General features: G+C 38.4%; 23 protein-coding genes and 1 tRNA gene. 6 read left to right on the top strand and 18 right to left on the bottom strand.

Annotated elements, in window-relative coordinates:
• Positions 1–51 precede the first annotated feature (51 nt).
• The gene (locus J2746_RS05680; RefSeq protein ID WP_245250000.1) at positions 52–1,842 is read right to left on the bottom strand and encodes a cation:proton antiporter; all 1,791 of its coding nucleotides are present in this window, start codon (positions 1,840–1,842) and stop codon (positions 52–54) included.
• Between the two features lie 149 nt (positions 1,843–1,991).
• Positions 1,992–2,231 (bottom strand): MTH865 family protein, encoded by a 240-nt coding sequence (locus tag J2746_RS05675; RefSeq protein ID WP_209617527.1) that lies wholly within the window; start codon positions 2,229–2,231, stop codon positions 1,992–1,994.
• Positions 2,232–2,445: 214 nt separating this feature from the next.
• Between J2746_RS05675 and J2746_RS05670 the strand changes: the two genes are divergently transcribed.
• A complete protein-coding gene (locus J2746_RS05670) occupies positions 2,446–3,228 on the top strand; it encodes a winged helix-turn-helix domain-containing protein (protein ID WP_209617524.1) in 783 nt (260 codons plus the stop codon).
• Between the two features lie 16 nt (positions 3,229–3,244).
• Here the strand turns inward: J2746_RS05670 and J2746_RS14665 are convergent, their stop codons facing one another.
• From J2746_RS14665 to ppcA, 7 genes are all read right to left on the bottom strand, one after another.
• Complete coding sequence (locus tag J2746_RS14665) at positions 3,245–4,294, bottom strand: ammonia-forming cytochrome c nitrite reductase subunit c552 (protein ID WP_209617520.1); 1,050 nt, start codon at positions 4,292–4,294, stop codon at positions 3,245–3,247.
• A gap of 12 nt (positions 4,295–4,306) precedes the next feature.
• Positions 4,307–4,534 (bottom strand): NapC/NirT family cytochrome c, encoded by a 228-nt coding sequence (locus tag J2746_RS05660; protein ID WP_209617517.1) that lies wholly within the window; start codon positions 4,532–4,534, stop codon positions 4,307–4,309.
• A gap of 179 nt (positions 4,535–4,713) precedes the next feature.
• Positions 4,714–4,932 carry a CxxC-x17-CxxC domain-containing protein gene (locus J2746_RS05655; protein WP_209617514.1) on the bottom strand — a complete coding sequence of 73 codons (219 nt, stop codon included), beginning with the start codon at positions 4,930–4,932 and terminating at the stop codon, positions 4,714–4,716.
• 447 nt (positions 4,933–5,379) lie between these two features.
• Complete coding sequence (locus J2746_RS05650; protein WP_209617512.1) at positions 5,380–6,456, bottom strand: formate--phosphoribosylaminoimidazolecarboxamide ligase; 1,077 nt, start codon at positions 6,454–6,456, stop codon at positions 5,380–5,382.
• Complete coding sequence (carB, locus tag J2746_RS05645) at positions 6,456–9,692, bottom strand: carbamoyl-phosphate synthase large subunit (protein WP_209617509.1); 3,237 nt, start codon at positions 9,690–9,692, stop codon at positions 6,456–6,458. Before carB ends, J2746_RS05650 begins: the two co-directional genes overlap by 1 nt.
• Positions 9,692–10,795 (bottom strand): glutamine-hydrolyzing carbamoyl-phosphate synthase small subunit, encoded by a 1,104-nt coding sequence (gene carA, locus J2746_RS05640; protein WP_209617506.1) that lies wholly within the window; start codon positions 10,793–10,795, stop codon positions 9,692–9,694. The genes carB and carA overlap by 1 nt, the downstream gene beginning before the upstream one ends.
• A gap of 2 nt (positions 10,796–10,797) precedes the next feature.
• Complete coding sequence (gene ppcA, locus J2746_RS05635) at positions 10,798–12,378, bottom strand: phosphoenolpyruvate carboxylase (protein WP_209617503.1); 1,581 nt, start codon at positions 12,376–12,378, stop codon at positions 10,798–10,800.
• A gap of 166 nt (positions 12,379–12,544) precedes the next feature.
• Here ppcA and purE point away from each other — a divergent pair, with 166 nt between their 5' ends.
• On the top strand, positions 12,545–13,024 hold the full coding sequence (gene purE / locus J2746_RS05630; protein WP_209617500.1) for a 5-(carboxyamino)imidazole ribonucleotide mutase: 480 nt from the start codon (positions 12,545–12,547) through the stop codon (positions 13,022–13,024).
• 244 nt (positions 13,025–13,268) lie between these two features.
• Here purE and J2746_RS05625 read toward each other — a convergent pair whose 3' ends face one another.
• The 9 genes from J2746_RS05625 to J2746_RS05585 all read right to left on the bottom strand — a co-directional run bounded on the left by J2746_RS05625 (position 13,269) and on the right by J2746_RS05585 (position 19,644).
• Positions 13,269–14,150: an ion transporter gene (locus J2746_RS05625; protein WP_209617497.1), complete on the bottom strand. Its 882-nt coding sequence runs from the start codon at positions 14,148–14,150 to the stop codon at positions 13,269–13,271.
• 722 nt (positions 14,151–14,872) lie between these two features.
• A complete protein-coding gene (locus J2746_RS05620) occupies positions 14,873–15,157 on the bottom strand; it encodes a winged helix-turn-helix domain-containing protein (RefSeq protein ID WP_209617493.1) in 285 nt (94 codons plus the stop codon).
• Positions 15,158–15,193: 36 nt separating this feature from the next.
• Positions 15,194–16,060, bottom strand: a complete 867-nt coding sequence (gene purC, locus J2746_RS05615; protein WP_209617490.1) for a phosphoribosylaminoimidazolesuccinocarboxamide synthase — start codon at positions 16,058–16,060, stop codon at positions 15,194–15,196.
• A 226-nt stretch (positions 16,061–16,286) separates the two neighbouring features.
• Positions 16,287–16,358, bottom strand: a tRNA-Ala gene (locus J2746_RS05610).
• A 52-nt stretch (positions 16,359–16,410) separates the two neighbouring features.
• Positions 16,411–16,680 carry an elongation factor 1-beta gene (locus tag J2746_RS05605; RefSeq protein ID WP_209617487.1) on the bottom strand — a complete coding sequence of 90 codons (270 nt, stop codon included), beginning with the start codon at positions 16,678–16,680 and terminating at the stop codon, positions 16,411–16,413.
• Between the two features lie 10 nt (positions 16,681–16,690).
• Positions 16,691–16,858: a zinc finger domain-containing protein gene (locus J2746_RS05600; protein WP_209617484.1), complete on the bottom strand. Its 168-nt coding sequence runs from the start codon at positions 16,856–16,858 to the stop codon at positions 16,691–16,693.
• A 90-nt stretch (positions 16,859–16,948) separates the two neighbouring features.
• Positions 16,949–17,581 carry an amino acid kinase family protein gene (locus tag J2746_RS05595; protein WP_209617481.1) on the bottom strand — a complete coding sequence of 211 codons (633 nt, stop codon included), beginning with the start codon at positions 17,579–17,581 and terminating at the stop codon, positions 16,949–16,951.
• A gap of 93 nt (positions 17,582–17,674) precedes the next feature.
• Positions 17,675–18,664 carry a hydantoinase/oxoprolinase family protein gene (locus J2746_RS05590; RefSeq protein ID WP_209617478.1) on the bottom strand — a complete coding sequence of 330 codons (990 nt, stop codon included), beginning with the start codon at positions 18,662–18,664 and terminating at the stop codon, positions 17,675–17,677.
• The gene (locus J2746_RS05585) at positions 18,661–19,644 is read right to left on the bottom strand and encodes an ATP-grasp domain-containing protein (protein WP_245249999.1); all 984 of its coding nucleotides are present in this window, start codon (positions 19,642–19,644) and stop codon (positions 18,661–18,663) included. Before J2746_RS05585 ends, J2746_RS05590 begins: the two co-directional genes overlap by 4 nt.
• Positions 19,645–20,619: 975 nt before the next feature.
• Between J2746_RS05585 and J2746_RS05580 the strand changes: the two genes are divergently transcribed.
• From J2746_RS05580 to J2746_RS05565, 4 genes are all read left to right on the top strand, one after another.
• On the top strand, positions 20,620–20,784 hold the full coding sequence (locus J2746_RS05580) for a vitamin B12-dependent ribonucleotide reductase (RefSeq protein ID WP_209617475.1): 165 nt from the start codon (positions 20,620–20,622) through the stop codon (positions 20,782–20,784).
• A 2-nt stretch (positions 20,785–20,786) separates the two neighbouring features.
• Positions 20,787–20,912, top strand: a complete 126-nt coding sequence (locus tag J2746_RS05575; RefSeq protein ID WP_209617473.1) for a zinc finger domain-containing protein — start codon at positions 20,787–20,789, stop codon at positions 20,910–20,912.
• 175 nt (positions 20,913–21,087) lie between these two features.
• Positions 21,088–21,873: a helix-turn-helix transcriptional regulator gene (locus J2746_RS05570; RefSeq protein WP_209617471.1), complete on the top strand. Its 786-nt coding sequence runs from the start codon at positions 21,088–21,090 to the stop codon at positions 21,871–21,873.
• 145 nt (positions 21,874–22,018) lie between these two features.
• Positions 22,019–22,429, top strand: a complete 411-nt coding sequence (locus J2746_RS05565; RefSeq protein ID WP_209617469.1) for a heat-shock protein — start codon at positions 22,019–22,021, stop codon at positions 22,427–22,429.
• Positions 22,430–22,550: the final 121 nt, after the last annotated feature.

Below are 22,550 nucleotides of genomic sequence, written 5' to 3'. Positions count from 1 at the left end.
TGAAAGGTGATGTTCAATTGGAATTTGTTCAGTTTTAACCATAATTTATTATTATAGGTTATAAGTAATAAAAGTTTGGTTAGTAACTATAAATACTCCTTTATTTTCCTCAATAGGGTGCCTTCTTAGCATAGAGTACCCGTTTGCACGTATTTCCCTTGTAAATTTGTAGATCTCCTCTTCAGGCACAAGATACTTTTTAAGAAGGCGGCTGAAAATCTCTACAGATGTTTCATATTCTTCAGGAATGACCTCATCGGCTCCCATCTGGCTAAGCGTTCTGATTTCATTCATATATCGTGTCCTTGCGATGATATGTATTTCAGGATTCATCCTTTTTGCAACATTTATTATTGCTCTTGTTGCGATGAAATCTGAGATTCCGACCACAAGCACTCTGGCAGCTTTTATATTTGCAGAATCAAGAACAACTTCGTGAGTTGCATCTCCATAGTATATTCTTTCTCCTTGATTTTTTTCATGACGTACGGTCTCCGGATTTGTTTCGATGATAACATATGGAATGCCTGCAGTTTTTGCAGCGTTTGAAACTGTTTTTCCATTGAAACCATAGCCAATGATTATTAGATGATCCTGTAATTCTTCATCTTCTTTGACAGGTGCCATACTTTTTGAGTATAGGCCATTGATAAATATTGGGTTCTTAGTCCATTCCAGGACCTTACGTGAGAAATCATGTGAAAATGTCATAACAAAAGGTGTGGCAGCCATTGTAACTATGGAGACTGCAAGGAATGTCTGGTACAGGTCATCATTGAGTAGTCCGAATTCCCGTCCAAAGCTTGAAAGGATGAAAGAGAACTCTCCTACCTGGGACAGGGTCAGTCCTGTAATGATGGTTGTTCTCAGTGGATATCCCAATATAAATGTAACAAGTCCTGATGTGGCAGATTTCAGTAAAAGGACCACAACAGCAAGTATTAGCAGAATGGTGATATTATCAAGGAAAAAACTGACATCCATCAACATTCCGATAGACACAAAGAAGAAGCTTATGAATACATCCTTAAAAGGCAACATATTACCTATTGCCTGATGGCTGTATTCTGACTCCGAAATAATCAGACCTGCAAGAAAAGCTCCGAGTGCAAGTGAAAGGCCTGCTTTGGAAGTAAGCCACGCTGTTCCAAATACGGTGAAGAGAATGGCCAGGAGAAACAGTTCTCTGTTTCTGGTCTTTGCTATCCTGAAAAGTAATTCAGGCATTATCCACCTGGCACTGATTATTACGAACAGGATGATTCCAAGTCCTTTAAGAAGGAAAGCAATAGTACTGTCATCAGAGTTCGAAGGCACTCCTGCAAGTATTGGTGCCAGAAGGATCATAGGGACAATAATGATGTCCTGGAAAATGAGTATTCCAAGCGAGATCTTGCCATGAGGTGTAGGCATCTCTCCTTTTTCCTGTAGTAGTTTAAGAACAATGGCGGTACTGCTCAGGGATACCAGGAATCCGAGGAAAAGTGCAGTACCTGAGCTATAACCTACATATAGGGCAATATAATAGACAAGTATTATAGTGCTCACTACTTGCAGCCCTCCACCCACAAGTACAAGTCTTTTTATCTCCCAGAGTTCCTTGATGGACATCTCAACACCAATTGTGAATAGCAGTAGAATTATTCCAAGCTCGGCAAGTATCTCTACCTGTTCTACTTCATTGATGATACCAAGCATGTGTGGTCCTGCTATGATTCCGGTTACAAGGAAACCAAGCACAGGGGATAATTTGATCCTGTGAAATATCAACAGTATCAGTATCGACAATCCGAAAATTATTTCGACATCGGTGAACAATGCCATTTCCATATTGCTAGCCATTCTTACCTTATTTGAATTAGTGTTATTATAAAAAAAGTTTTTTCATTTCGCTGCCTGTAAAGGCTGTAAGGGTTGGATGGTGATGAAAAATGGTAACGTTTAGAATAGCATTGTCAAAATATGGTTTTAATACGAAAATTAGAAAGGGCTTAAAGACCAGCCCTTTCAACGATTACATCCGCAACTTCTTTTGCATTATTAAATGGGAAGTCATCTGCTGTGAGAAGTCCGCCTGCTTCTCCTGCTGTTACTGATACATCTCCTGACTTGCAGGTTGTCTCTGCTCCTGCAGGGAATGCTGCAAGCAATTTTTCCGGGGTTTCGATTGGGAATGTTGCATCTGTAAGTCCACCGACTATCTGACTGTGTATGTCTTCTTTTACGCTCATTTTACTATCTCCATAGTTTTTAATTTCGTTTTTCAGGTTGGTTGTTTGGTTGCTGATGCTTAACTCCGGAGTGTGTGTCAGCAATACCTAATAGGTAGGTTCTTAATATATACTTAATCGGCACTGTAATATACTTTGTATAATTCAGTGTACGTCACTAACTTTAAACTATCATGCACAAACCTATTTATTCGATAAATGACAATTTTGTTGCATGATTCAGGAAGAAGACCTCAACTCTGATCTCTCTGACATAAAGCACATGCTTTCTGATATCCAGAGTGATATTCGCTCTTTTATGGATTCATCAAACCACCAGCATCTGGACATGATGGTAAATAACGTGAAGAATGACTATTCAGGAGTCATTGTTCGTCATCTTATGGAAGATGCCGGAAAGGGCCTTGAAAAGAATATGGTAAAAAAATGTGAGATGCGCAATGACTGCAAAGGTTTGCTTTCAAACGTTCTGGAAAAAAATGCAGGTCTTATCAGGGGTGGTGTGGTAAATGAAGCTGCAATTGAGGAAAATCGTCTTGAACTTAAACAACTCCGTACAATGGTGCCTTATAACAAATGTGATATCTGCTTTGCAGAAGCATCTGATATTCTCTCAAAACAGGTAACTCTAATGCGTTCCATGAGGATATATGAGACCAATAAGGACAAGCGCAAGGATCTCAGCCAGCTTCCTCCTGAAGAAGTAGTTACCAGTATACTGGAACCTCTCTGTCATCAGAAGCGTTTTGAGATACTCAAGGCAATATCTGCTGAAACTAAAAACTTCTCTGCTCTTTCAAAATTGACAGGTCTGCGGGGTGGAAATCTCTTGTTCCATTTACAGAAACTTATTGAAAAAGGCATGATTATCCAGAGGCATGAAAGAGGTGACTATATGATCACCGGAAAAGGTTTCAAGGTCATGGAAGGTGTCAGTAGCATTTATTCTGCCCTTGAACCTAAGTCTGATGAACAACAGGATCAGGACTCAGAATAAATCCTGTTTATTACTTTTATCTTTTCTTTTTTGATATTATCACAACAATTGCAGTCACAGATATTATCAAAAATGAGATTATAAATCCTATATCTGGCATTGTATTTTCGTTTTGTTCTTCTTTTCCTGCGATCTCTGTTTTTTCAATAATGGTGTCAGTACTTTCCTCACCTGTGATTGATCGGAGTAAGATTTCTGCCTTTTCCAGATATTCTTCGGTTCTTTCTTCATTATGCATTCCCAGACTGCCATCTGCTTTCACAAATTCAATGTATGAAACAGCTTCTTTATATTCTTCCGTCATTTGCTGCTGACTATCATTGTAATCTGATGGACTCAACATTTTGCTGGCATTTTTCCGTAGAATTTCAAGTTGTTGAAGTCTGCTGGAAGTTAGTTCCTGTCTATTGGTGGTTATATTGGAAAGTGATACATCGTGACAGTCATCACAATCACCAGTTTCAGGAAGCTCATCGTGTCCGGTAACATGGCACTTCTTACAACTATTTCCTGAATTGGGGTTTGAAAGCAATGCCGGATCAAAGTTAAATGAATGACCAGTAACTAATTTCTGTTCTCCTGGTTCATATGTTATCGTTGCCATGTGACAATCTATGCATTCCAGGTTTATCGAATGTACTCCATTGGTGTATATGGATCCACTGTACATTTCCCACTGGGGACCGTCTGCAATTATATATCCACTTTCTGCAGCAGAATTCTTTGAACTATGACAGCTTGCACAAAGTTCCTGTGACTCCATTCTGAGTTCTGCATTATGAGGCTCATGGCATATGACACAGGTAACTCTGGATTCGGAACTGTTGTTAGGTGTACCTGTTGAAGATGGTTCAGAATGGCTTTTCATTGAAAGAGGGTCATAGTCACTATTGTTGTATTCGTTCCATTCTTCGTAGACTTTATGATGTTGTCCTGTATGGCAATCTCCGCAAACCTCTGCTGACATATTAAGTGTGGGGATCGCTTCGGAGGGTATTGTGATATGTGTGATGAAACCATCCTCTGGAGGGTCATGGCACATTTCACATTCTGGTGACTCTGGCACCACTTCTCCATACTATATACTATAGAGCCTGGGGGCACTTGCTGCATGGCAGGGGACGCATGTGATGACAGCTGTTTTATCTGAAACTGCTTCTTCGTCATTATAATGTGCAGATGCGGACCATGCTTCGTATTCATCTTCATGGCATTCTTTACAATCTTCAGTAGATGCTGCATTTGCAATGTTTACAAGTGTTGCCATCAATATTATAGCAATGAAAAAAGCTCTTGCTGTTTTCATAAACTGCCCCTGTTCTCTGTTTAAAAGATGGATATGTCGTGTATATAGCTATTTATATGGTAATAATACATTTATAATATTTTATGAATTGTAGGTTGCAAATAAAAAGGATATTGAAAAATAGTAGAGATCAGGCAGAATGAATTTTCTGCCAATGATCTTCATTTCAGATAACAAGTTTAGTATCTTTTTGGTCTGTGCTTCTGGAAGCATTCCCTGCAATAAACAGGTCTGTCCTGGTCTGGCTTGAAAGGAACTTCTGTTTCCTGTCCACAGTCTGAGCATGTTGCTTTATGCATTTCTCTAGGACCGCTTGACCTGAAGTTTCCACCTCTGCCGCCGCCACGATTTCCGTCTCTTGAACCGCCTCTGAATCCACCGTTTCTATCGTCTCTCATATTTATTTTCCTTTGTTGTTTATATTTGATCAGTCAACCATGGGTTAAAATCATTCGCAAGATTCGTTCTATTTTGATTCTTATCAAGTCTACAATTATTGCAGCTGAACATAGTCACAACTAGTGGATACAGAAATTGTACAATACCTTCCGGGTATTTTGTCGTGATGCTGTGTAGCAGTTTTCATTGAGACGGGAACCTCTATCCCGCAATCTATACGATGCTTTCTTGTTAACGATTAACCTAAAAGAAGTAGCCAAATGGAATCATCCTTTTTCTTAACCCGCAAGTAAGTTAACTGTCAATCAAGAATTAGGTTGAATACATATAAAAAGATATGCTAATATGGAAATATGCATTATGGAGAACTTTATAACTTTGTATCCGTAGATGGGTGTATCTTCCTATCCACTGGCTCTTCGTGTCCATTCTAATTTTCCTGCTTGTTAGGTTAAAATTTTCTCAAGACATCCCATATCCCGTGCTTTTTTAATCTCAATTGCTATCCTTCGACCTGTTGATAAATCTGGCTGAATAAGCTCAGAATATGGTGAACCATTGATGTAAGGATTTGTACCGGCAACTATTCTGGCAGATATCTCAAAGACCTTAAACTCCAGCTCATCGGTGAGAACCGTCTCAAGACAGAATGATCCGATAAGTCCTCCAAATAGCTCTATGGACTTTTCGACAACTTTTTCACCCATTTCAAATACTTTAGGTAGTAGTGACTCTCTTAATACCAGAGGAACATTTCCTGTGACCACAAAAGTGGGTTGGATTCCTGCTTCCTCTAATTCTGTAGGGGATCCTAATCTGAAAATCTCATCAGCATTTGATTCTACCCGTCTGTCCATTCCAGTCAGTTCAAGTGTTCCCTGACTTAATCTATAACCATCACCTGATAATGGGGAATAGAAATAATGTAAATAGTACCTGGTCCCAAGAACAAATTCCTGCAGATCATAAACTTCTTTTGAATCAATACTCTCATTAAATTCTGTAATATTTTTGGCAATGAAATATCCTTTTCCACCTTTAGCTCCCTGATACTTAACCATCACAGGGCCGTTTATCTCTTCAGGTGACTTGATTTTACGTGGCATGGGCACACCTGCCCCTTCAAGCCATTTGCGCTCTATTTGCCTGTCTGATTCCCATCCAAGTACTTTGCGATTACCAAAGGTTGGTAATCTGATATTTGCAAAATTCTCTGCACCAAGATATTCCACGAACGAACCATGGGGAATAAGTATTGTGCTCTTATCTGCCAGTTCATCAGTACGTTCAAGTATTTCTTCATAGGAATCCACAGACATGAAACTGTCTGGTTTTGCAAGTGGGAACGCATCATAAAAACGTGGAGGTTCACCTATGCATATTCCAAGTGTTTTAAATCCTTCTTTTTTAGCCCCATGAAAAATTTGAAGGCTTGTATGTGAGCAAACAGTGGCAATTGTGATATCATCCATATCATACTCATCAATCAATTTATGAATATGGTCTGCTGTGACTTCAGTCATTATACTTCCTCTCCCTTGTCAAGGAGATTGTTAATAATTGTCAACTTATTTTTCTCCAGTTCCTGTAGCGGTCTTACATCAAAAACCTGGTTTTTCATTTCAATAATTGTCCTGACTGCCATTTTAAATCCGGGTATGGTTGTGATATATGGTACATTAAATTCGATTGCTGTCAGGCGAATAGCTTTATCATCAGATTCTGGGTCATGGTTATTTATTGTGTTTACCATCAGGTCAATGTCTGAATACATTAATTTGTCATTTTCATCATTTAAAATATTAGGAATATGCAGTCCATATTCTTCCATTATGGTGCTTACTCTGGCATCGCTTACTATTTTGAATTTAAGTTCTTGTAGTTGTCTGATCTCCGGGAGAATACGCAATAATTCGCTTTCTTCCACTGAAACAAATATAGTTCCTTCCGCCGGAAGAGTTGAATTTGCTGCTAACTGTGCTTTACAATATGCCATTTCAAGTGAACTATCAACTCCCATTACCTCACCGGTGCTCTTCATTTCCGGTCCAAGAAGACTATCTGAGCCTTTGAGTTTTATGAAGGGAAATACAGACTCTTTCACAGCTACATGGGACAGTTCTTTTTCAAAAAGACCAAAATCTTTGAGATAAGCCCCTGCCATTACCTTGGTGGCTATCTTTGCAATTGGTAGTCCTGTTACTTTACTTACAAAAGGAACTGTGCGGCTGGCCCTTGGATTTGCTTCAAGGATGTATACACCCTCATCACAAACAACATATTGTATGTTTATAAGTCCGATCACGTTTAATTCAAGAGAAATATCACGGGTGTATTGTTTAATTGTATTGATCACTTCTTGAGAAAGTGACTGTGGAGGAATGACACATGCAGAATCACCTGAATGTATGCCTGCTTCCTCAATATGTTCCAGTATCCCGGCAATATAAACATCCTGCCCATCACAAATGGCATCAACATCCACTTCGATACTATTCTCAAGATATTTATCAACAAGTATCTGTGCCTTTTCTGCTTTAGCAAAATGTTTTTCCAGGGAAGAATTAAGATGTTCATTATCCCTTACAATTTCCATACTTTGTCCACCCAGTACATACGATGGACGTATCATCACCGGGTATCCTATCTTTCCGGCAATATGCATAGCTTTCTTGATAGTGGAAGCCATTCCATGTGAAGGGGTAGGTATATTCAGCTTACTTGTAATTGAACTGAACTTTTCCCTGTCTTCTGTTATATCTATACTATTCAATGAAGTACCTATTATAGGAATTCCGTTGTCTTCAAGGCCCTTTGCAAGATTCAAAGGAGTCTGCCCTCCAAACTGGATGATAACTCCTCTTACCTTTTCTCTTTCTAACACATTCAGAATATCTTCCAGTGTAAGGGGTTCAAAATAAAGATAATCAGAAGTATCATAATCAGTACTGACTGTTTCAGGGTTGCAGTTTATCATCACGGTTTCAATACCAAGTTCCCGTAAAGCATAACATGCATGAACGCAACAATAATCAAATTCAATTCCCTGTCCGATACGATTTGGCCCGCTCCCTATTATTGCAATCTTGGATTCATTCCGGGATGGTTTGATATCGTCACTTTCCTCATAGGTCGAGTACATATAAGGGGTCATGGCTCCGAATTCGGCAGCACATGTGTCTACCATTTTATATGAGGGGAATAATCCCGATTCTTTCCTTAACGTCCGGATATCCTTTTCGCCGGAATTAAGCAATTGCCCGATGCGCATATCTGAAAAGCCCATTATTTTCGCATTTTTCAGGATTTGTATCGGCAGCTTTTGTCTGGTATATGAAGAAAGTTTCTCCTCCATTTCTGCAATATTCTTAATTTTGTGCAGGAACCACGGATCAATTCCCGTTATCTCTGCTATCTGATTTACGTTCATTCCTTTCTTTAAAGCAGATGCGATGCAGAAAAGACGCTCACTGTTAGGGACAGGCAAATATTTAGTGAGTTCCTCCAGAGAGAGTTTTTCAAACTTATCAACAAAAAGCCCATATGCATTTGTTTCCAGGGACCTGACAGCTTTTTGGAGAGCCTCTTCGAATGTTCTTCCGATTGCCATTACTTCGCCTACGGATTTCATCTGAGTAGTCAATACTTCGTCGGAACCCGGAAACTTTTCGAAGGCAAATTTAGGAATTTTTACAACAACATAGTCAATTGTAGGTTCAAAAGATGCAGGTGTCTCTCTGGTAATATCGTTTGGTATTTCGGGCAGTGTCATTCCCACAGCCAGCTTTGCAGCTATTTTTGCTATCGGGAAACCGGTTGCCTTGGATGCCAGAGCAGAAGAACGTGACACTCTTGGATTCATTTCAATGGCTACAAACCTTCCGTCAGCCGGATTCACTGCAAACTGGATGTTGGAGCCGCCAGTATCCACACCGATCTCTCTTATTATCTTTAGTGATGCATCTCTCAGTAACTGGTATTCATGGTCTGAAAGAGTCTGGGTGGGTGCTACGGTTATGCTGTCCCCTGTATGTACTCCCATTGGATCCAGATTTTCTATGCTGCATATTATGACAACATTATCGTCACTATCACGCATTACTTCCAGTTCATACTCCTTCCAGCCCAGAACCGATTCTTCAATAAGTACCTGATCGATTCTGCTGTATTTTATTCCAAGTTCTGCAATGCTTTTTAGTTCTTCTACATTGTGTGCGATTCCACCACCTGACCCTCCCAGGGTATATGCAGGCCTGATTATTACCGGATAACCCAGATCTTCTGCAATCAAAACTGCATCATCAACACTGGAAGCGATGGCACTTCCTGGAACCGGAACTCCAATTTTTTGCAGAGCTTCCTTAAACTCAAGCCTGTCTTCTGCCTTTTTAATTGCTTCAAGATTTGCACCTATAAGTTCAACACCATACTTCTCAAGTACATTAGCTTCTGCAAGTTCAGATACAAGGTTTAAAGCGGTCTGTCCGCCAAGGGTGGGCAGTATTGCACATGGTCTTTCTTTTTCGATGATCTTTGTAAGTATCTCAAAGCTTAGTGGCTCAATATAAGTACGGTCTGAAAGTTCAGGGTCTGTCATGATCGTTGCAGGATTGGAATTAACCAGTATCACTTCATAGCCTTCTTCTTTGAGGGCCTTGCATGCCTGACTGCCTGAATAATCGAATTCGCATGCCTGGCCAATCACTATGGGACCAGCACCGACTATCATTATCTTTTTTAAATCATTTCTTTTTGGCATTACCTGCTGACACTCCTGTTTCTGTCTATTATTTTCATCATATTGTCGAAAAAGTTGTGTGTATCATGTGGCCCTGGTCCTGCTTCCGGATGAAACTGAACCGAATATATGTTAAGTTCCTTGTGCCTGACTCCTTCTACTGTCCAGTCATTAGGATTTAGCATTGTTATTTCAAGCCCGGTCCCTTCCAGGGAATCTCTGTCTACTGAAAATCCGTGGTTTTGAGATGTGATGAACACACGACCTGTTTCACAGTCAATAACCGGATGGTTAGATCCTCTATGTCCGAATTTTAGTTTGTATGTTTTTGCTCCCAATGCAAGGGAAATTATCTGATGCCCCAGACATATACCAAAAAGTGGAACTTTTCCCGCTAACTCTCTTGCTGTAGAGATAGTTTGATCCAGAATGGAGGGATCACCAGGACCATTTGAGATCAAAACAGCATCTGGTTCTGTTTTCAATATTTCACAGGAAGTAGAATCATAAGGAACAAGTGATACATTTACATTTCTTTCTTTCAACTGCCCGATTATGCTGTTCTTTATTCCACAATCAATGACTGTTATTTCAGGTCCGAATCCTCCATTAAATCTCTTGAGATTGCTGGTAGACACCCTGTCTACAACCTCACGTTCTGAAATTGAGGGCTGTGATATTGTTTTCTGAATTAAAGCAGAACTATCAGGCTCATCATGCTCGTATACAACAATCCTGCTTTTCATTGTCCCGTGTTCACGGATTTTTCTTGTTAACTTCCTGGTATCCACTCCTTCTATGCCCGGAACACAATTCTTTTTCAAAAAGGTATCAAGATTCATCTGTGACCTCCAGTTACTTGGAGTCTTGCAAACCTCCTTTACCACAAAGCCACTTGCTTTTACGCTGTCTGACTCACAATCCTCGATACAGACTCCGTAGTTTCCTACCAGTGGATATGTTGACATTAGTATCTGCCCTGCATAGGATGGATCAGTAAGTGATTCTACATAGCCGGTCATTGCTGTATTGAATACCAGCTCTCCATATGTTTCACCTACTGCTCCGAAACCTTTTCCGTATATCACAGTACCGTCTTCGAGCACCAATATTGCTTTTTTCATGATTATCCCAGTGATTTTCGAATTTTTCCCATTTTGTACAATGTCGATCGTGTAAGTTGCAGCAATTCCTGATCCGTATCAATGGCACAATTTTCGGCCAGTAGAACTCCTGGTGGTACCATATCCATTAGAATTCCATAGGAGGGATCACACTCTTTGTTCAGATCAAATATCTCTCTCAGGATATCAACATCCTTAGAAACACATTCCATGAAATCCTTTGAAAGGAATTTGGATGCTGCACTCATGTTTAAATAATCAAAAGCAAATTCAAGATCAGTCTGAAGGGAGGGGAAATACTTTGTAAGCAATCGTTCACAAGCATTTTCCCCCATCTTTTCTCTTACATCTGCTATGGCACATCCTGTACCGATTATTTCTGGAGGTAAGCCTATCGAATAAAATGCACCAGTAAACTTTATTGCCCTTGGAAGATCCAGATTTTTTTCCGGCATGCTGCATTCCAGTTCTTTTTTAATGTCACTACGGCAAACTCCGGATATCTCTGTAATATCGGGTGCATCTCTGGAGTAACCGGTTTTCCCACCACGTGTAAGACGGTCACGCTGCTGTGGCAAAAAATCAGATATATTGTTTATAACAGACGATATACTTTTCATTGCCCTGTTGTAACGGGCACCGAACAATGCTATAATGTTTACAAGTTCTTCTTTTTCGTCATTTGATAATTCATCCGGTGATCTTGAAAGTTTATTCCTTGCATGCCTGACCAAATTTTCTGCGTTCCCTTCTTCATGGTCGTATCTTATGCCGGACTGTAGGGTAAGAGTATCTATTCCACGAAATTCTTCGAAAAAGTTATCAGCGTTTTCAAGACTCACATGTCCTCTGAAAGGAAGAGAACCACCACCGAATATGATTCCTATTTTTGTATCAAAGTTTTTTTCCAATTCATGCAGACTGCTTATGGCATATTTGCATGAGAGTGTACTTGCAACATGTCCGAATGTCAGTGCTGAATCGGATTTACCAATAAAGATCCTGTATCTTTCAAGCTTGTCATTCAGATGGTTCTGGTAGCTAAGTATTGTATTGGCGATAATATCTTTTGCATTCAACAGACCAGGCACATCTTCGATTAAAGGTATTATGCGGGGAGGTTCCATTTCGAACTTGAACTCCTTTTTGGCCAATTCACTCACGTCTATCATATGTTGCTGCGCTTCCACAATCTCTTTGATTGTACTTGTCATGGGATGTACCAGTTCGGAGATCGCCTGGCTATCTGAATATTCATAGGCGCTGTAGTTTGCTTCAGCAACAGACATCATGACCATAAGTTGTCTGAACCTGTTTTCGTGAAATGCACTTGGTGCGCGGGGAGTTATGGATACATCCCTGCCAGGAATTAATTCTGTTTCCTCAATGAGCTGTGAAACAATCTGGACATTTTGGTGATATGGTGTGGTCTTTCCTTCATAATCAGGCATGTATTCATCGCAGCCATATTTTGTAACAGCTTCAACAGCTTCTGTAATCTCTTCCTGGGTGGAGATGTACTTAGAGACTGAATCCGGGTGCTGTGTACACATTACTTTTGGAAATTCGATTTTTGATTTCATATTTGAATCACGCCTTATATGAGAGATTATGACAAGTTATTTAAAATTATTGCAACATATGAGTTAATGGCAATGTATCTGATAAAAACAGGATCCATCCATATCTTTAAATATGTTATAATATATTTGCATATACTTTCATACTATTGGATTAAAAGGTGACCCGATGACTGATGTAACAGTAATACTAGGAAGTAAATCAGACAGAGATGTAGCAAAAAAAACGATAGGCATTTTCGATAAATTCGGTATAGAATATGAAATAACAGTTGCATCAGCACACAGAACACCTAGCAGAGTAATTGAGATCATCGGTGAGGCTCATAAAAAAGATGTAAAGGTCTTCATAGCCGTTGCGGGGCTTGCAGCACACCTTCCTGGTGTCGTAGCAGCACACACAACAAAACCGGTCATAGGGGTTCCTGTAAATGCCGAACTTGACGGAAATGATTCTTTACTCTCCATTGTCCAGATGCCTCCGGGTATTCCGGTTGCATGTGTTGGAATTGGCAGGGGTGACAATGCAGGTATTCTTGCCGCTCAAATAATAGCTGTCAATGACAAGGAATTAGAAGCAAAATTATACGATTACAGAAAAGAACTTGCTGAGAAAGTAGAAAGGGATGCGGTAAGTATATTCGAATAATATAAAGTATAGTTTTTTGAAATTTTGTCGATATAAACTTGAGAATTAGATTCATTTCATGCTTTAAACAGCATTGAAGTATTTCTATTAATAAATGCTAGCATCTTCTAAAGAAGGAAATCTGGATGATGCATATTTTATTTTATTTTATTTTATTTTCGACAATATCAAAGAGAAGTTTCGAAATAGATCATTCATAAATATACTTTACAATACCAATGATTTAGAAGCCATTTTTATTTTGTTATGGTGATCTCTCATAAAGGATGGCATCTAATTTTTCATCCATTTTATTAAGGCGTTCAATGATATTTTCCTGCTTCCCCTTTTCAGCCAATTTATTATAGGCAGGGTATTCATTCACCATCTCTTCTTTCATCTCGTCCATACTATTAATGACCACTCCGATTGCAAAATTAAGAACTATTAATCCACCAATCAATACAAAGGATGTGAAATATAATGCTGCTCCAATAGGGGATGCAGACGGATTTGTGCATTCCAATCTCGCGTTGTCATATCCATATTGGTCACATCCGTACATGTTAATGTACATGACATCGGTCCAATCTTCAAAGGTTACGATTCTAAAGAGTGTCAGTAAAGATGTTTGTAAATTTTCAAAATGAATCGGATCATTTTCTGAAAATGCGAAGGTTCCCATAACTGCATAGATATAAAAAATGATTCCAAGCAACATAAAAACATGGATCATGGAAGGAATACTTTTTAAAAGTGCACCTACGATTAGCCTCATCTTTGGTACTACTGTGATAACTCTAAAAACCCGTAATACTCTTAATAGTCTTAATACAGGTAAAAATGACCCTCCAAGCGGAAGAAGGACACCTATGACAATTACAAAGTCAAAGACATTCCAGGAGTTCTTGAAATATTTTATAGGATGTGGCATTTCTGAAGCTATTTTGAGTATTGCTTCAATTATAAATATTGTAATAATTAATGTATCAAGGATTGCGATAAGATTATGGTGCTTTGCAGAGAAATCAGGATAAGTCTGAATCCCAACCAGTATTCCCGCTAATATAATTGTGGATAGTATAAACGCTTCAAAGTACTTATGAGTAACTATTTTCTTAAGGTTGTCGAATGTTACCATTTTCATCCCTATTTTTTAAGAATATTTTTTTTTATATAGGGGGCAATAATTATATGTGAAATTGAAGGCAACTGTTTTACAAATCTCCTCTGCTTTTCCTGACAATGTATATTCCATGTCATTATTCTCATGGGCAGTTTGATGCAACTTAAAGTTTAAAAATATTATCATATATAATCATATACTTTCATAAAAACTAGCAAAGAGGTAGTTTACATATCTGATGAGTATAAGTATTGTACATTCTGTCATAATGGTATCAGCACACAAAAAGCCTACAAGGTCGCTAAAATAATTGATGCCACTCACAAAGACATATCACAGATTGGTTCATTGCCATAGCAAGATTTACATTATATCTTCGTAGATTTTGGGCGTTTGAAAATAACTCGCATCTGTAAGTTTACTGAAAAACCATCGTTCAATGCGAGGAACAATAAATAATAAACCTACAAAGAAAACAGTCAGCCTTAAAAGTAACCTAACCCTGAAGAATATATTAGAGCTCTATCCAGAGAAGCAGTAACGGCATCAAGGACCATCGGGTCATTGTATCAGTAAGTAAAGTAGCTTCAATAGCTTCAGTGATGGCCCATTGATGGGGATATTTTTCTTTATTAATCATTAATGTATGACTGGGTGGAAAGTACTCATATCTAAAAAAGCAATTTAGCGCCAATATCTATTGATTTAAGTTCCCATGTGTGCTAGAAAGGAATATATCTATCTTAATATTCGTCTTCCATTTTCTTTAAAACTTTTTTACCCTTAGTTGTTAAAGCATATTTTTTCCAGGTTACCTTTTCTGGAGTTAAACATTTAATAAGATCTTTATCTTCAAGCTCCTTCAAAGCGCGGCTTATATTTTGAGTCGATCTATTTGTTTCATGAGCAATATCAGAAGCTTTGATTATAGTGTGATTTTTCATTGCTTCCATAAGTATCAGACGCCGATCGACACTTATGACCCATAAAATCAGTTCATCTACAGAATCTTCATTCAGATTTTCCATTGCTATCTCCTACAATATAGGTGTTCATATCACATTTCACATATTATTTTTCTGTAGATTATTAAATAACTCCTTATAGGCAAGACTAAGGTCTCCGGTATTTTTTCTGAATACATCTTTGTCAAGACTGGATATAACTCCTTTTTCAAAATCAGCTTTTTTCCAAAAACGACATCCATCAGGAGTGCCCACTTCATCAGCAAGGATTATTTTGTTATCAGAGTTTCTTCCATACTCTACCTTGAAATCTGCTAAAATTATATTACTGGTAGCTAGTTCCTGGCTTATTATCTCATTTATTCTTTTTGTGAGATCTGTTATATATTCAATTTCATCTTTGCTTAGCCATTTATTTGCTAATATTTCATCCTTATCTACGGGCCGGTCAACGGCTTCAAACTTAGTAGTAAACTCGATCATTCCACCTGGTATTGGTGAGCCTTCTTTTGGTTCCACGCCTTCGGGGATTACATTGTCGCCTGCTTCAAATCGGCGTAAAAGGGAACCTGCGACATAATTTCTCCAAATTACCTCTACAGGTATTATTTTCAGGCTTTTGACGATCATGCTTGTTGAGGTTGGGCATTCAATATAGTGAGTAGAGATGCCGTTACTTTCCAAAATCTTAAACCAGTATTCAGCTATTTTGCATGTGATCTGCCCTTTTTCATTGTACTCTGACTTTTTTTTACCATCAAATGCGGTTACTCTATCTGTAAATTCAAAAAGAAGAGTTTCTTTTGAGTTTTCATAGATATCTTTTGCTTTTCCTGAAGAAACATAGGTTAGATTCTTTTTTTGCATATGACCTAAATTGCATTCTGTGTTTAAATAACTTATCATATCTTTTAATATACTTGAATCATGTGATTTTTGATATGATGGTAGTGCTAAAACCTGCAATTGAATATTTTATTTCTAAAATATATGAGCTTGGTAATTATTTATCTTTAATGCTTTTCTTGAAAATAGAATAAACTTCAAACAAGTACAATTTTTTATCAGATTTATCCATACTCTAATTAACTCTTAAAAAATACATTATTTTCAATGGTCTGAATAAATTAAAATTTATTACTTAGTAAGTAGGCAGAACAGCATAAAATTACGCCTGTATTCACTTATTTAGTGGACCTGGCGGGATTTGAACCCGCGGCCTTTACGTTGCGAACGTAACGATCTCCCCCTGATCTACGGGCCCAATAAATTTATAATGTTAAAAAAATAAATAAAAAAAAGAGTTGTTGAGAGGTTTAGACAGGTCTTCCGACATCTGTTACTGTAACACTCTCGACGCCTTCTACTGCTGCAAAGGCCTCTTCTACCTTTTCGGTACCACCTTCAATATCACCTACAATAACTACCATTACTATTGCTTTAAGTCCGAAAGCAACAGGTTCTATTTCGTGAGTACCGTATTCTGCACCTTCAGGAATTACTTCGATAATCTTGTCCTTAAGTTCCTCGAGGTCTACATCCACACCAGTAGGCATAATCTTCATTGTTGCTGCTACTTCTCCCATTTATGTCACCTTATGCTCCTGTGAAACCGCATTTTGGGCATTTGTATGGATTGCTCTGCTGTCTGCAGCTTGTACATCTTCCAAGCTCGTTACCACAAACAGGGCATGGGAAACGTACGCAACCTGTTTCTACAAGGCTCTTGTTGCATGTGGTACAATTGTCAACTTTATTTGCCATTTAAAATCTCCTTACTGTGAGTAATTATATGATCAATAGAATACTGAAAATCAGCATGTCAATGATTTCAGTACATACGCAGTATATAATTTAAATATTCCCCTTGATGTGAGTTCCAATTACATTTTTTCCGCTAACAGCATCGATAACCCTTTCTGGATACATTCCATTGACCACAACGCAATCCATCATATTCTCCATCAGAAATCCGGGCAAAGAACTGTCAATGCATGTAACTCCCATCCTTGAAAGTTCCATTGCAGTCATCCATTTCTGGATAATGTCATCAGCCATCACTCCATCGACATCTGTTACCTTAACAAAACGTGATCCTGTTTCTTTTGCTATCCAGGCACCTATGGTGTCGGAAGTAATATTCCAGGAATGTGGAAGTTTGTCAGTTTCCCTCAACATTCTGTACGGCAGAAGCACAGAAACACCCGAAGGGACCTCATGGATATCTTCTACAAAGTTGATATTGGTTTTGTCTATCAGAAAATAAGCATATTGTTCCATTGAAAGTATTGCCATCCAGTGAGCAGCATCATCTCCGATGGAACACTTTTCACTAATATTTCTCACAGAGTCGGCAAATACGCCGCCTCCGGGAACTATCAATATTGAATTGTCATGTCCGTTCTTCTTAATATGGTTTTCAAGTGTAGATATAATAGATGCCGAATGCCTTATCAGGCTTCCACCCAGTTTCACAACCGTCTTCATTCCTGTATTCTCCCTTTATACGTTTCAGACAAGTCCGTTATCATCGCTATGATTCTGTCTTATGCCCATATTAATGGTATCTTCTCAGAGCTTTTATTCTTTTCCCGGCTGTGAAGTTTCATCTTCCATTATTCTTGCAGCGGCATATGCAGGGAAAACTTTTGAGATATCAGCTCCCCATTTCTCAGCAACAGAAATACACTCAAATCCAAGTCTTTTTGCAGCTTCTCTTATCATGAACTCACCAAGTCCCGCAGAAACTATACAATTGAGTCCATTCTTTTTAGCAACAACAGATATGGTTTCACAAAGAAGTCTTATCTGTCTTTCTTTTACCTGAAGAGCTATATTGTATATTTCATCTGATGATATCTCTTCCAGATCGGCACAAACGACCCTTGCCAGTCTTCGCATTGCATCAGTCTTACTTTTGCCTGCTCCGTCTGCAGTTTCACAGGTGTATGATTCTTCTGTGATATCTCCAAGCATCAGATATGCGTCAGCGGTGTTTGCAAAGAGTTCAGAAGAAATGTTGCAGTTACCATCAGCAACCTTTACTTTATCAAGCAAGTAAGCCAGGTTGGTTCTTAAAGTTCCCGCGTAGAACAGTTCGCTGCGCATAAGTCTCGAAAAATCAGTAAGTCCTGCAACATGTTTTCCGTCTTTGATCGGTATAATATCACTGGTTGTACTGCCAACATCCACAAATATACAATCTCCTATCTCTGATCCTATAAGTCTTGTAGATGCAGCCCAGTTGGCAGCCGCAAGGTCACGCAGGTTTTTGGATTCGTCATAGAAGTGCCCATTGCTGTCAATGTATTTTATCTCACAATCAAAAGCCTCTTCTACGGATCTCATTATGAACTGGATACCCTGAAGCTTGTCCTCGAAGCAATCTGCAAGTTCACCGGTCATGACAACGCTGACCATATCCGGCTGTAATTCAGCGGCAATGTTTTCCAGTGACTCGGGTAATGTTGTATCTTTCCAAAGTGGAATATAATGTAGCTCAATTATTTTTCCGTCAGCGGAAGCTATCTTTGTATTTGCGCCTCCGATATCGATTCCTATTATTCTCATATGATGTCCTCAATATCATCTTTAGTGAAAGAACATTCCCCTTTAAGCTCTACTGACTCAGGAAGCTCTCCAAACATATTCATAAGTAATAAATCTCCGATCTCGCATTCAAGGGTTTTTACAAGTCCGAATATTGCGGTTGTAGGTCTTGGATTTACATCTATCACGTAGGGTTTATCCACGTAAACAAAGTCAATTCCAACATATCCGTTGCATCCAAGAGCTTCTACGGTTTTCTTTGCAGTGATAAATATCTCATCTTCAAAGTCTGTTCTGTATGGCACCTGATTACCTTTGTAATCAAATATTGTTTCTCCGTTATTCTCTTTTATTTCTATTAGTTGTTTGTTAAGACTTAACGGAAGGAAGTTCTGTCCGCATATCATGCCAGCGCTGAGGTGCTCTCCTTCGACATACTCGGTTGCAATGTATTCTTCATCTTCATTTTCACCATGGTTCTTAGCAGCAGATGTGAGTCTGACACCTTCTGAAGCACATCCAAAACGAGGTTTAACAACACATTTATTTCCAGTATCCATATCCATTATCTCAGGAACCGGAACAGACTTTGCTTTAAGTATCTCTGTACAGGCCAGCTTGTCAGCACAAAGTCTTGCAGATTCAGAAGAACATCCGAGATTTGTAGTATTTCCTTCTATTATATATGTAAGGTCTCCTAACAGTTCGTCAGGGCCTATAACAAGAGCCGCATCACTTTCATTTGCAGTTTCCTCAAGTTTCTCCATAAATGTGCTTTCGTCAGATATTACAGCATTTCCGCATTTCAGCCTGCTTTCTGAAGTAAGGTAGGTTACATCATGTCCAAGGTTTGTGAAACTGTTGGTAAGTGTACTGATCATTGCTTTGCCTTCCAGCAGTAAAGTTCCTCCCATTCCAATTCCCATGGCGTATTCTGCAAGCAATATTTTCATGATGGATGCAACTGCATTATTTAATATATCCTTTGCTATTATTTTCATATTGTACAATATCTATATTTTAAACAGAGCTATTAAAATAATTTATATCTTGATTCTGATTGTATATGTCTATCATTAGGGCTAATTTGGTACTGTCATCTCTCATTGTAATGCCTTATTAAATTAAAACGACGTTAAAATTTGAAATGACATGATAAATTTCATCGAATATGGGTTATATACTATGACTAATATCTCCATAAGTAGGACTGATACTATATATTTCAGTCAAGGTGCGTCGGGTTGGAGCCGGGTTTAACCGGTTAACGGCGGGGGTACAAAAGTGGTGTCTTTTATCCGATAAGATACAACTTTCATAAAGAAAAGAGATCCGTATCGGAAGCGAGTGAGTAGAAGAGTAAGAAACCATTGTGTTCTCTGGTACACGTAGAATTCAATGGTTCACTCTTCATGCTTAACAATATATCAATTTTTGCCTCTGTAGGATTTCTGGTTTTGATAATAAGCACAACATTGACATGTTTGTCAATGTTATTACACTAAAATCGTGAATTTTGTTTCTTTTAGTTTTCTACAGAGTCTTTTTTTTATTTTGTCGTTTTCGGAGTTTTCAATGTGGACATTTGCTTTTAACTGAAATTATAACGCCGTTATAATTTCTTAAGAACTCATAATTTAAATCTAAATTGCCTTATATACGAAGAATCCTAATTGTAGGATGATGATCGGACAGGGCGGGTCCGGTCATGAAAGTCGCGGGTTGGGGAAGGGGAGTTCTTCAGCCATTGTGGGGGTTAAGTGAAGTGTCACAGTTCTTTGAGGCGGTGCCAGACATGAATGTGGCTATGGTCGCTGAATAAGAAGAGCAGGACATAAAATAGGGGAATCTGCGTTCTTTTGTAGTATGAAAAGAAGCAGGCAATAAAAGGACAGGATAGGTCTGTTCTATCCTGTCTTTTTTACACATGTTTAATGGCGAGGCAGAATTAACATATAAACAACGGAGTATCAAGGATGGGTTCATTAAAACAATGTCCGGAATGTCATGGGGAATTCCATAATGTTTTAAAAGGAATACTTGTATGCAGGTCATGTGGCTACTGGACAAAAGAAAACACAGCAAGAATGGAATCAATGATGTTATATGAGGATGCACATTATTGTGCTAATGAGGGTTAAAAATGGAAATTGGGTCACGAAGGTCCTGTATACGTTGCAGGAATATATTGAAAAAACAGAAACTTGGTATGAATGTTGTCTATTATTGCCCACGATGTGGCAGGATTACCAGTGCTGACCTGGTTTGAACAGATTATTTTTTTTCTATGTGTAAGTTTATTTTTATTAATGAATTATTTATATTATTTTTACCAACTCTTCTAAAATATTCCTTATATTTTTTAACTCTTGATGGTTTCCGGTGGAATAAGTTTATACTGGCTAAATGCGTAACTTATAATTAGCAATAAGGGGGACCATTTTATGCGACGTTCACTGATAGATGTTATCTTCATGTCTGAAAAAAGAAAGAATCTATTGTTGCTCCTTAAAAATGGTCCGCGTAAAATGGATGAGATCCTTGAGGATCTTGATGTCACCCGTCATGCTATACTACCTCAGATAAAGATATTAGTCGAAAATGGTTTTGTGGTCAAGACCAGAGATATCTGCAGACTTACTGAGATTGGTGAAATTATTGTAGAGGATATGGTACCCCTGATGGGCACAATATCTGTTCTTGAGGATAATCATCAATATTGGACAGAACATGACATAAGCCCCGTTCCTCTTCATCTTCTCAAAAGGATAAGGGAGTTACATAGTTGCCATGTATTGGAGCCTGACCTGAATGATATGTTCGAGCTTAATCGGGAACTGGTCGAAAATGCACTTGGATCGAGTTATATAATGGGAGCAACCTCTTTTCTTCATCCGGCTTTCCCTTCGTTTCTATTGGATCTGGTCGAAAACGGTATCGATGTTTCGATCATAATGTCCAAAACTGCTCTGAAAAAACATATACAGGACTATCAGAATGAGTTGGAGGTCTTCCTTGGTAGTAAGAGAGGAAAACTTTTCGAATATCCAGAGGACCTGAAACTGGCATCTCTCTTTATAGCTGATCAGTTCCTGATGATGTGTCTTTTTGACAGAAGTGGGAACTATGACCGTAAAGACCTTGTATTCTGTAATGATGCTGCATTGAACTGGGGAAGGGAATTGTTCGAGTACTATCTTTTGAGGTCACAGCCGATAATAGATCTATAGGCAGAACATTATTGTGTAGATGATCTTAACGTTGCAAACTTATGAGCAATGATATTTTGTATGCCTGTGTTGTATTCAATAATATATACTCGCCATCAATATATTAACAATATCTATATACTATGATTGCTGATAGAGGACTGGGATGAATATGGATGTAAATACTGAAAACCCATTTGTGCAGGCACTTGTTGTTTCTACTACCATGGCAGTTTTCATGATAGGAGTGGCATTTGGGCTAATGAGCATGGCAACAAATGGTCTTGATGTTCCAATGTTTGCAATACTTCTTATCTTTGCAGTTATTTTTATTGTAGGTTCGGTTTATTTCGAATCACGAGGTGCAGACTACATAGGTTCTCTTGCAGGAGGAGCCATTATTAGCTTGGTTGCTACTTTTTCAGTAACTGCTTTTTTCAGTGGTGTCAGGTTTGCTATTGATAGTGGTATTACTGAGATAGGACTTAATCAGGTTGTGTCGGCTCTTGCGATATGCATGGTAGCCAGTATGTTTTTGATACGTGTTCTGCAACATAAGTTCAGCAGTACATTTTAAGTATAATGTTTTTCTTAACTATGCGTTTAAAATATGCATTTATTTTCTCTTTTGTTCATTTCATTTCTCCTAAATAAAAGGAATATACAAAAAGTATTTATAGAACCTCAAACAATCACTA

It is taken from the genome of Methanolobus bombayensis, from assembly GCF_017873415.1.
Taxonomy (GTDB): domain Archaea; phylum Halobacteriota; class Methanosarcinia; order Methanosarcinales; family Methanosarcinaceae; genus Methanolobus; species Methanolobus bombayensis.
Note: the sequence above shows the minus strand (reverse complement) of the source record. Positions and strands in the feature narration are given on the sequence as shown.

Bases quoted from the DNA above. Each gene is read 5' to 3' on its own strand.
- carB (WP_209617509.1), bottom strand. From the start codon at position 9,692: ATGCCAAAAAGAAATGATTTAAAAAAGATAATGATAGTCGGTGCTGGT.
- ppcA (WP_209617503.1), bottom strand. From the start codon at position 12,378: ATGAAATCAAAAATCGAATTTCCAAAAGTAATGTGTACACAGCACCCG.
- J2746_RS05590 (WP_209617478.1), bottom strand. From the start codon at position 18,664: ATGAGAATAATAGGAATCGATATCGGAGGCGCAAATACAAAGATAGCT.
- J2746_RS05625 (WP_209617497.1), bottom strand. From the start codon at position 14,150: ATGAAAATGGTAACATTCGACAACCTTAAGAAAATAGTTACTCATAAG.
- J2746_RS05675 (WP_209617527.1), bottom strand. From the start codon at position 2,231: ATGAGCGTAAAAGAAGACATACACAGTCAGATAGTCGGTGGACTTACA.
- J2746_RS05620 (WP_209617493.1), bottom strand. From the start codon at position 15,157: ATGGAAAATCTGAATGAAGATTCTGTAGATGAACTGATTTTATGGGTC.
- J2746_RS05605 (WP_209617487.1), bottom strand. From the start codon at position 16,680: ATGGGAGAAGTAGCAGCAACAATGAAGATTATGCCTACTGGTGTGGAT.
- J2746_RS05595 (WP_209617481.1), bottom strand. From the start codon at position 17,581: ATGAAGACGGTTGTGAAACTGGGTGGAAGCCTGATAAGGCATTCGGCA.
- J2746_RS05570 (WP_209617471.1), top strand. From the start codon at position 21,088: ATGCGACGTTCACTGATAGATGTTATCTTCATGTCTGAAAAAAGAAAG.
- J2746_RS05575 (WP_209617473.1), top strand. From the start codon at position 20,787: ATGGAAATTGGGTCACGAAGGTCCTGTATACGTTGCAGGAATATATTG.
- J2746_RS05585 (WP_245249999.1), bottom strand. From the start codon at position 19,644: ATGAAAATAATAGCAAAGGATATATTAAATAATGCAGTTGCATCCATC.
- J2746_RS05680 (WP_245250000.1), bottom strand. From the start codon at position 1,842: ATGGCTAGCAATATGGAAATGGCATTGTTCACCGATGTCGAAATAATT.
- J2746_RS05655 (WP_209617514.1), bottom strand. From the start codon at position 4,932: ATGAGAGACGATAGAAACGGTGGATTCAGAGGCGGTTCAAGAGACGGA.
- J2746_RS05670 (WP_209617524.1), top strand. From the start codon at position 2,446: ATGATTCAGGAAGAAGACCTCAACTCTGATCTCTCTGACATAAAGCAC.
- J2746_RS05600 (WP_209617484.1), bottom strand. From the start codon at position 16,858: ATGGCAAATAAAGTTGACAATTGTACCACATGCAACAAGAGCCTTGTA.
- purE (WP_209617500.1), top strand. From the start codon at position 12,545: ATGACTGATGTAACAGTAATACTAGGAAGTAAATCAGACAGAGATGTA.
- J2746_RS05580 (WP_209617475.1), top strand. From the start codon at position 20,620: ATGGGTTCATTAAAACAATGTCCGGAATGTCATGGGGAATTCCATAAT.
- J2746_RS05660 (WP_209617517.1), bottom strand. From the start codon at position 4,534: ATGAAAACAGCAAGAGCTTTTTTCATTGCTATAATATTGATGGCAACA.
- J2746_RS05565 (WP_209617469.1), top strand. From the start codon at position 22,019: ATGAATATGGATGTAAATACTGAAAACCCATTTGTGCAGGCACTTGTT.
- carA (WP_209617506.1), bottom strand. From the start codon at position 10,795: ATGAAAAAAGCAATATTGGTGCTCGAAGACGGTACTGTGATATACGGA.
- J2746_RS05650 (WP_209617512.1), bottom strand. From the start codon at position 6,456: ATGACTGAAGTCACAGCAGACCATATTCATAAATTGATTGATGAGTAT.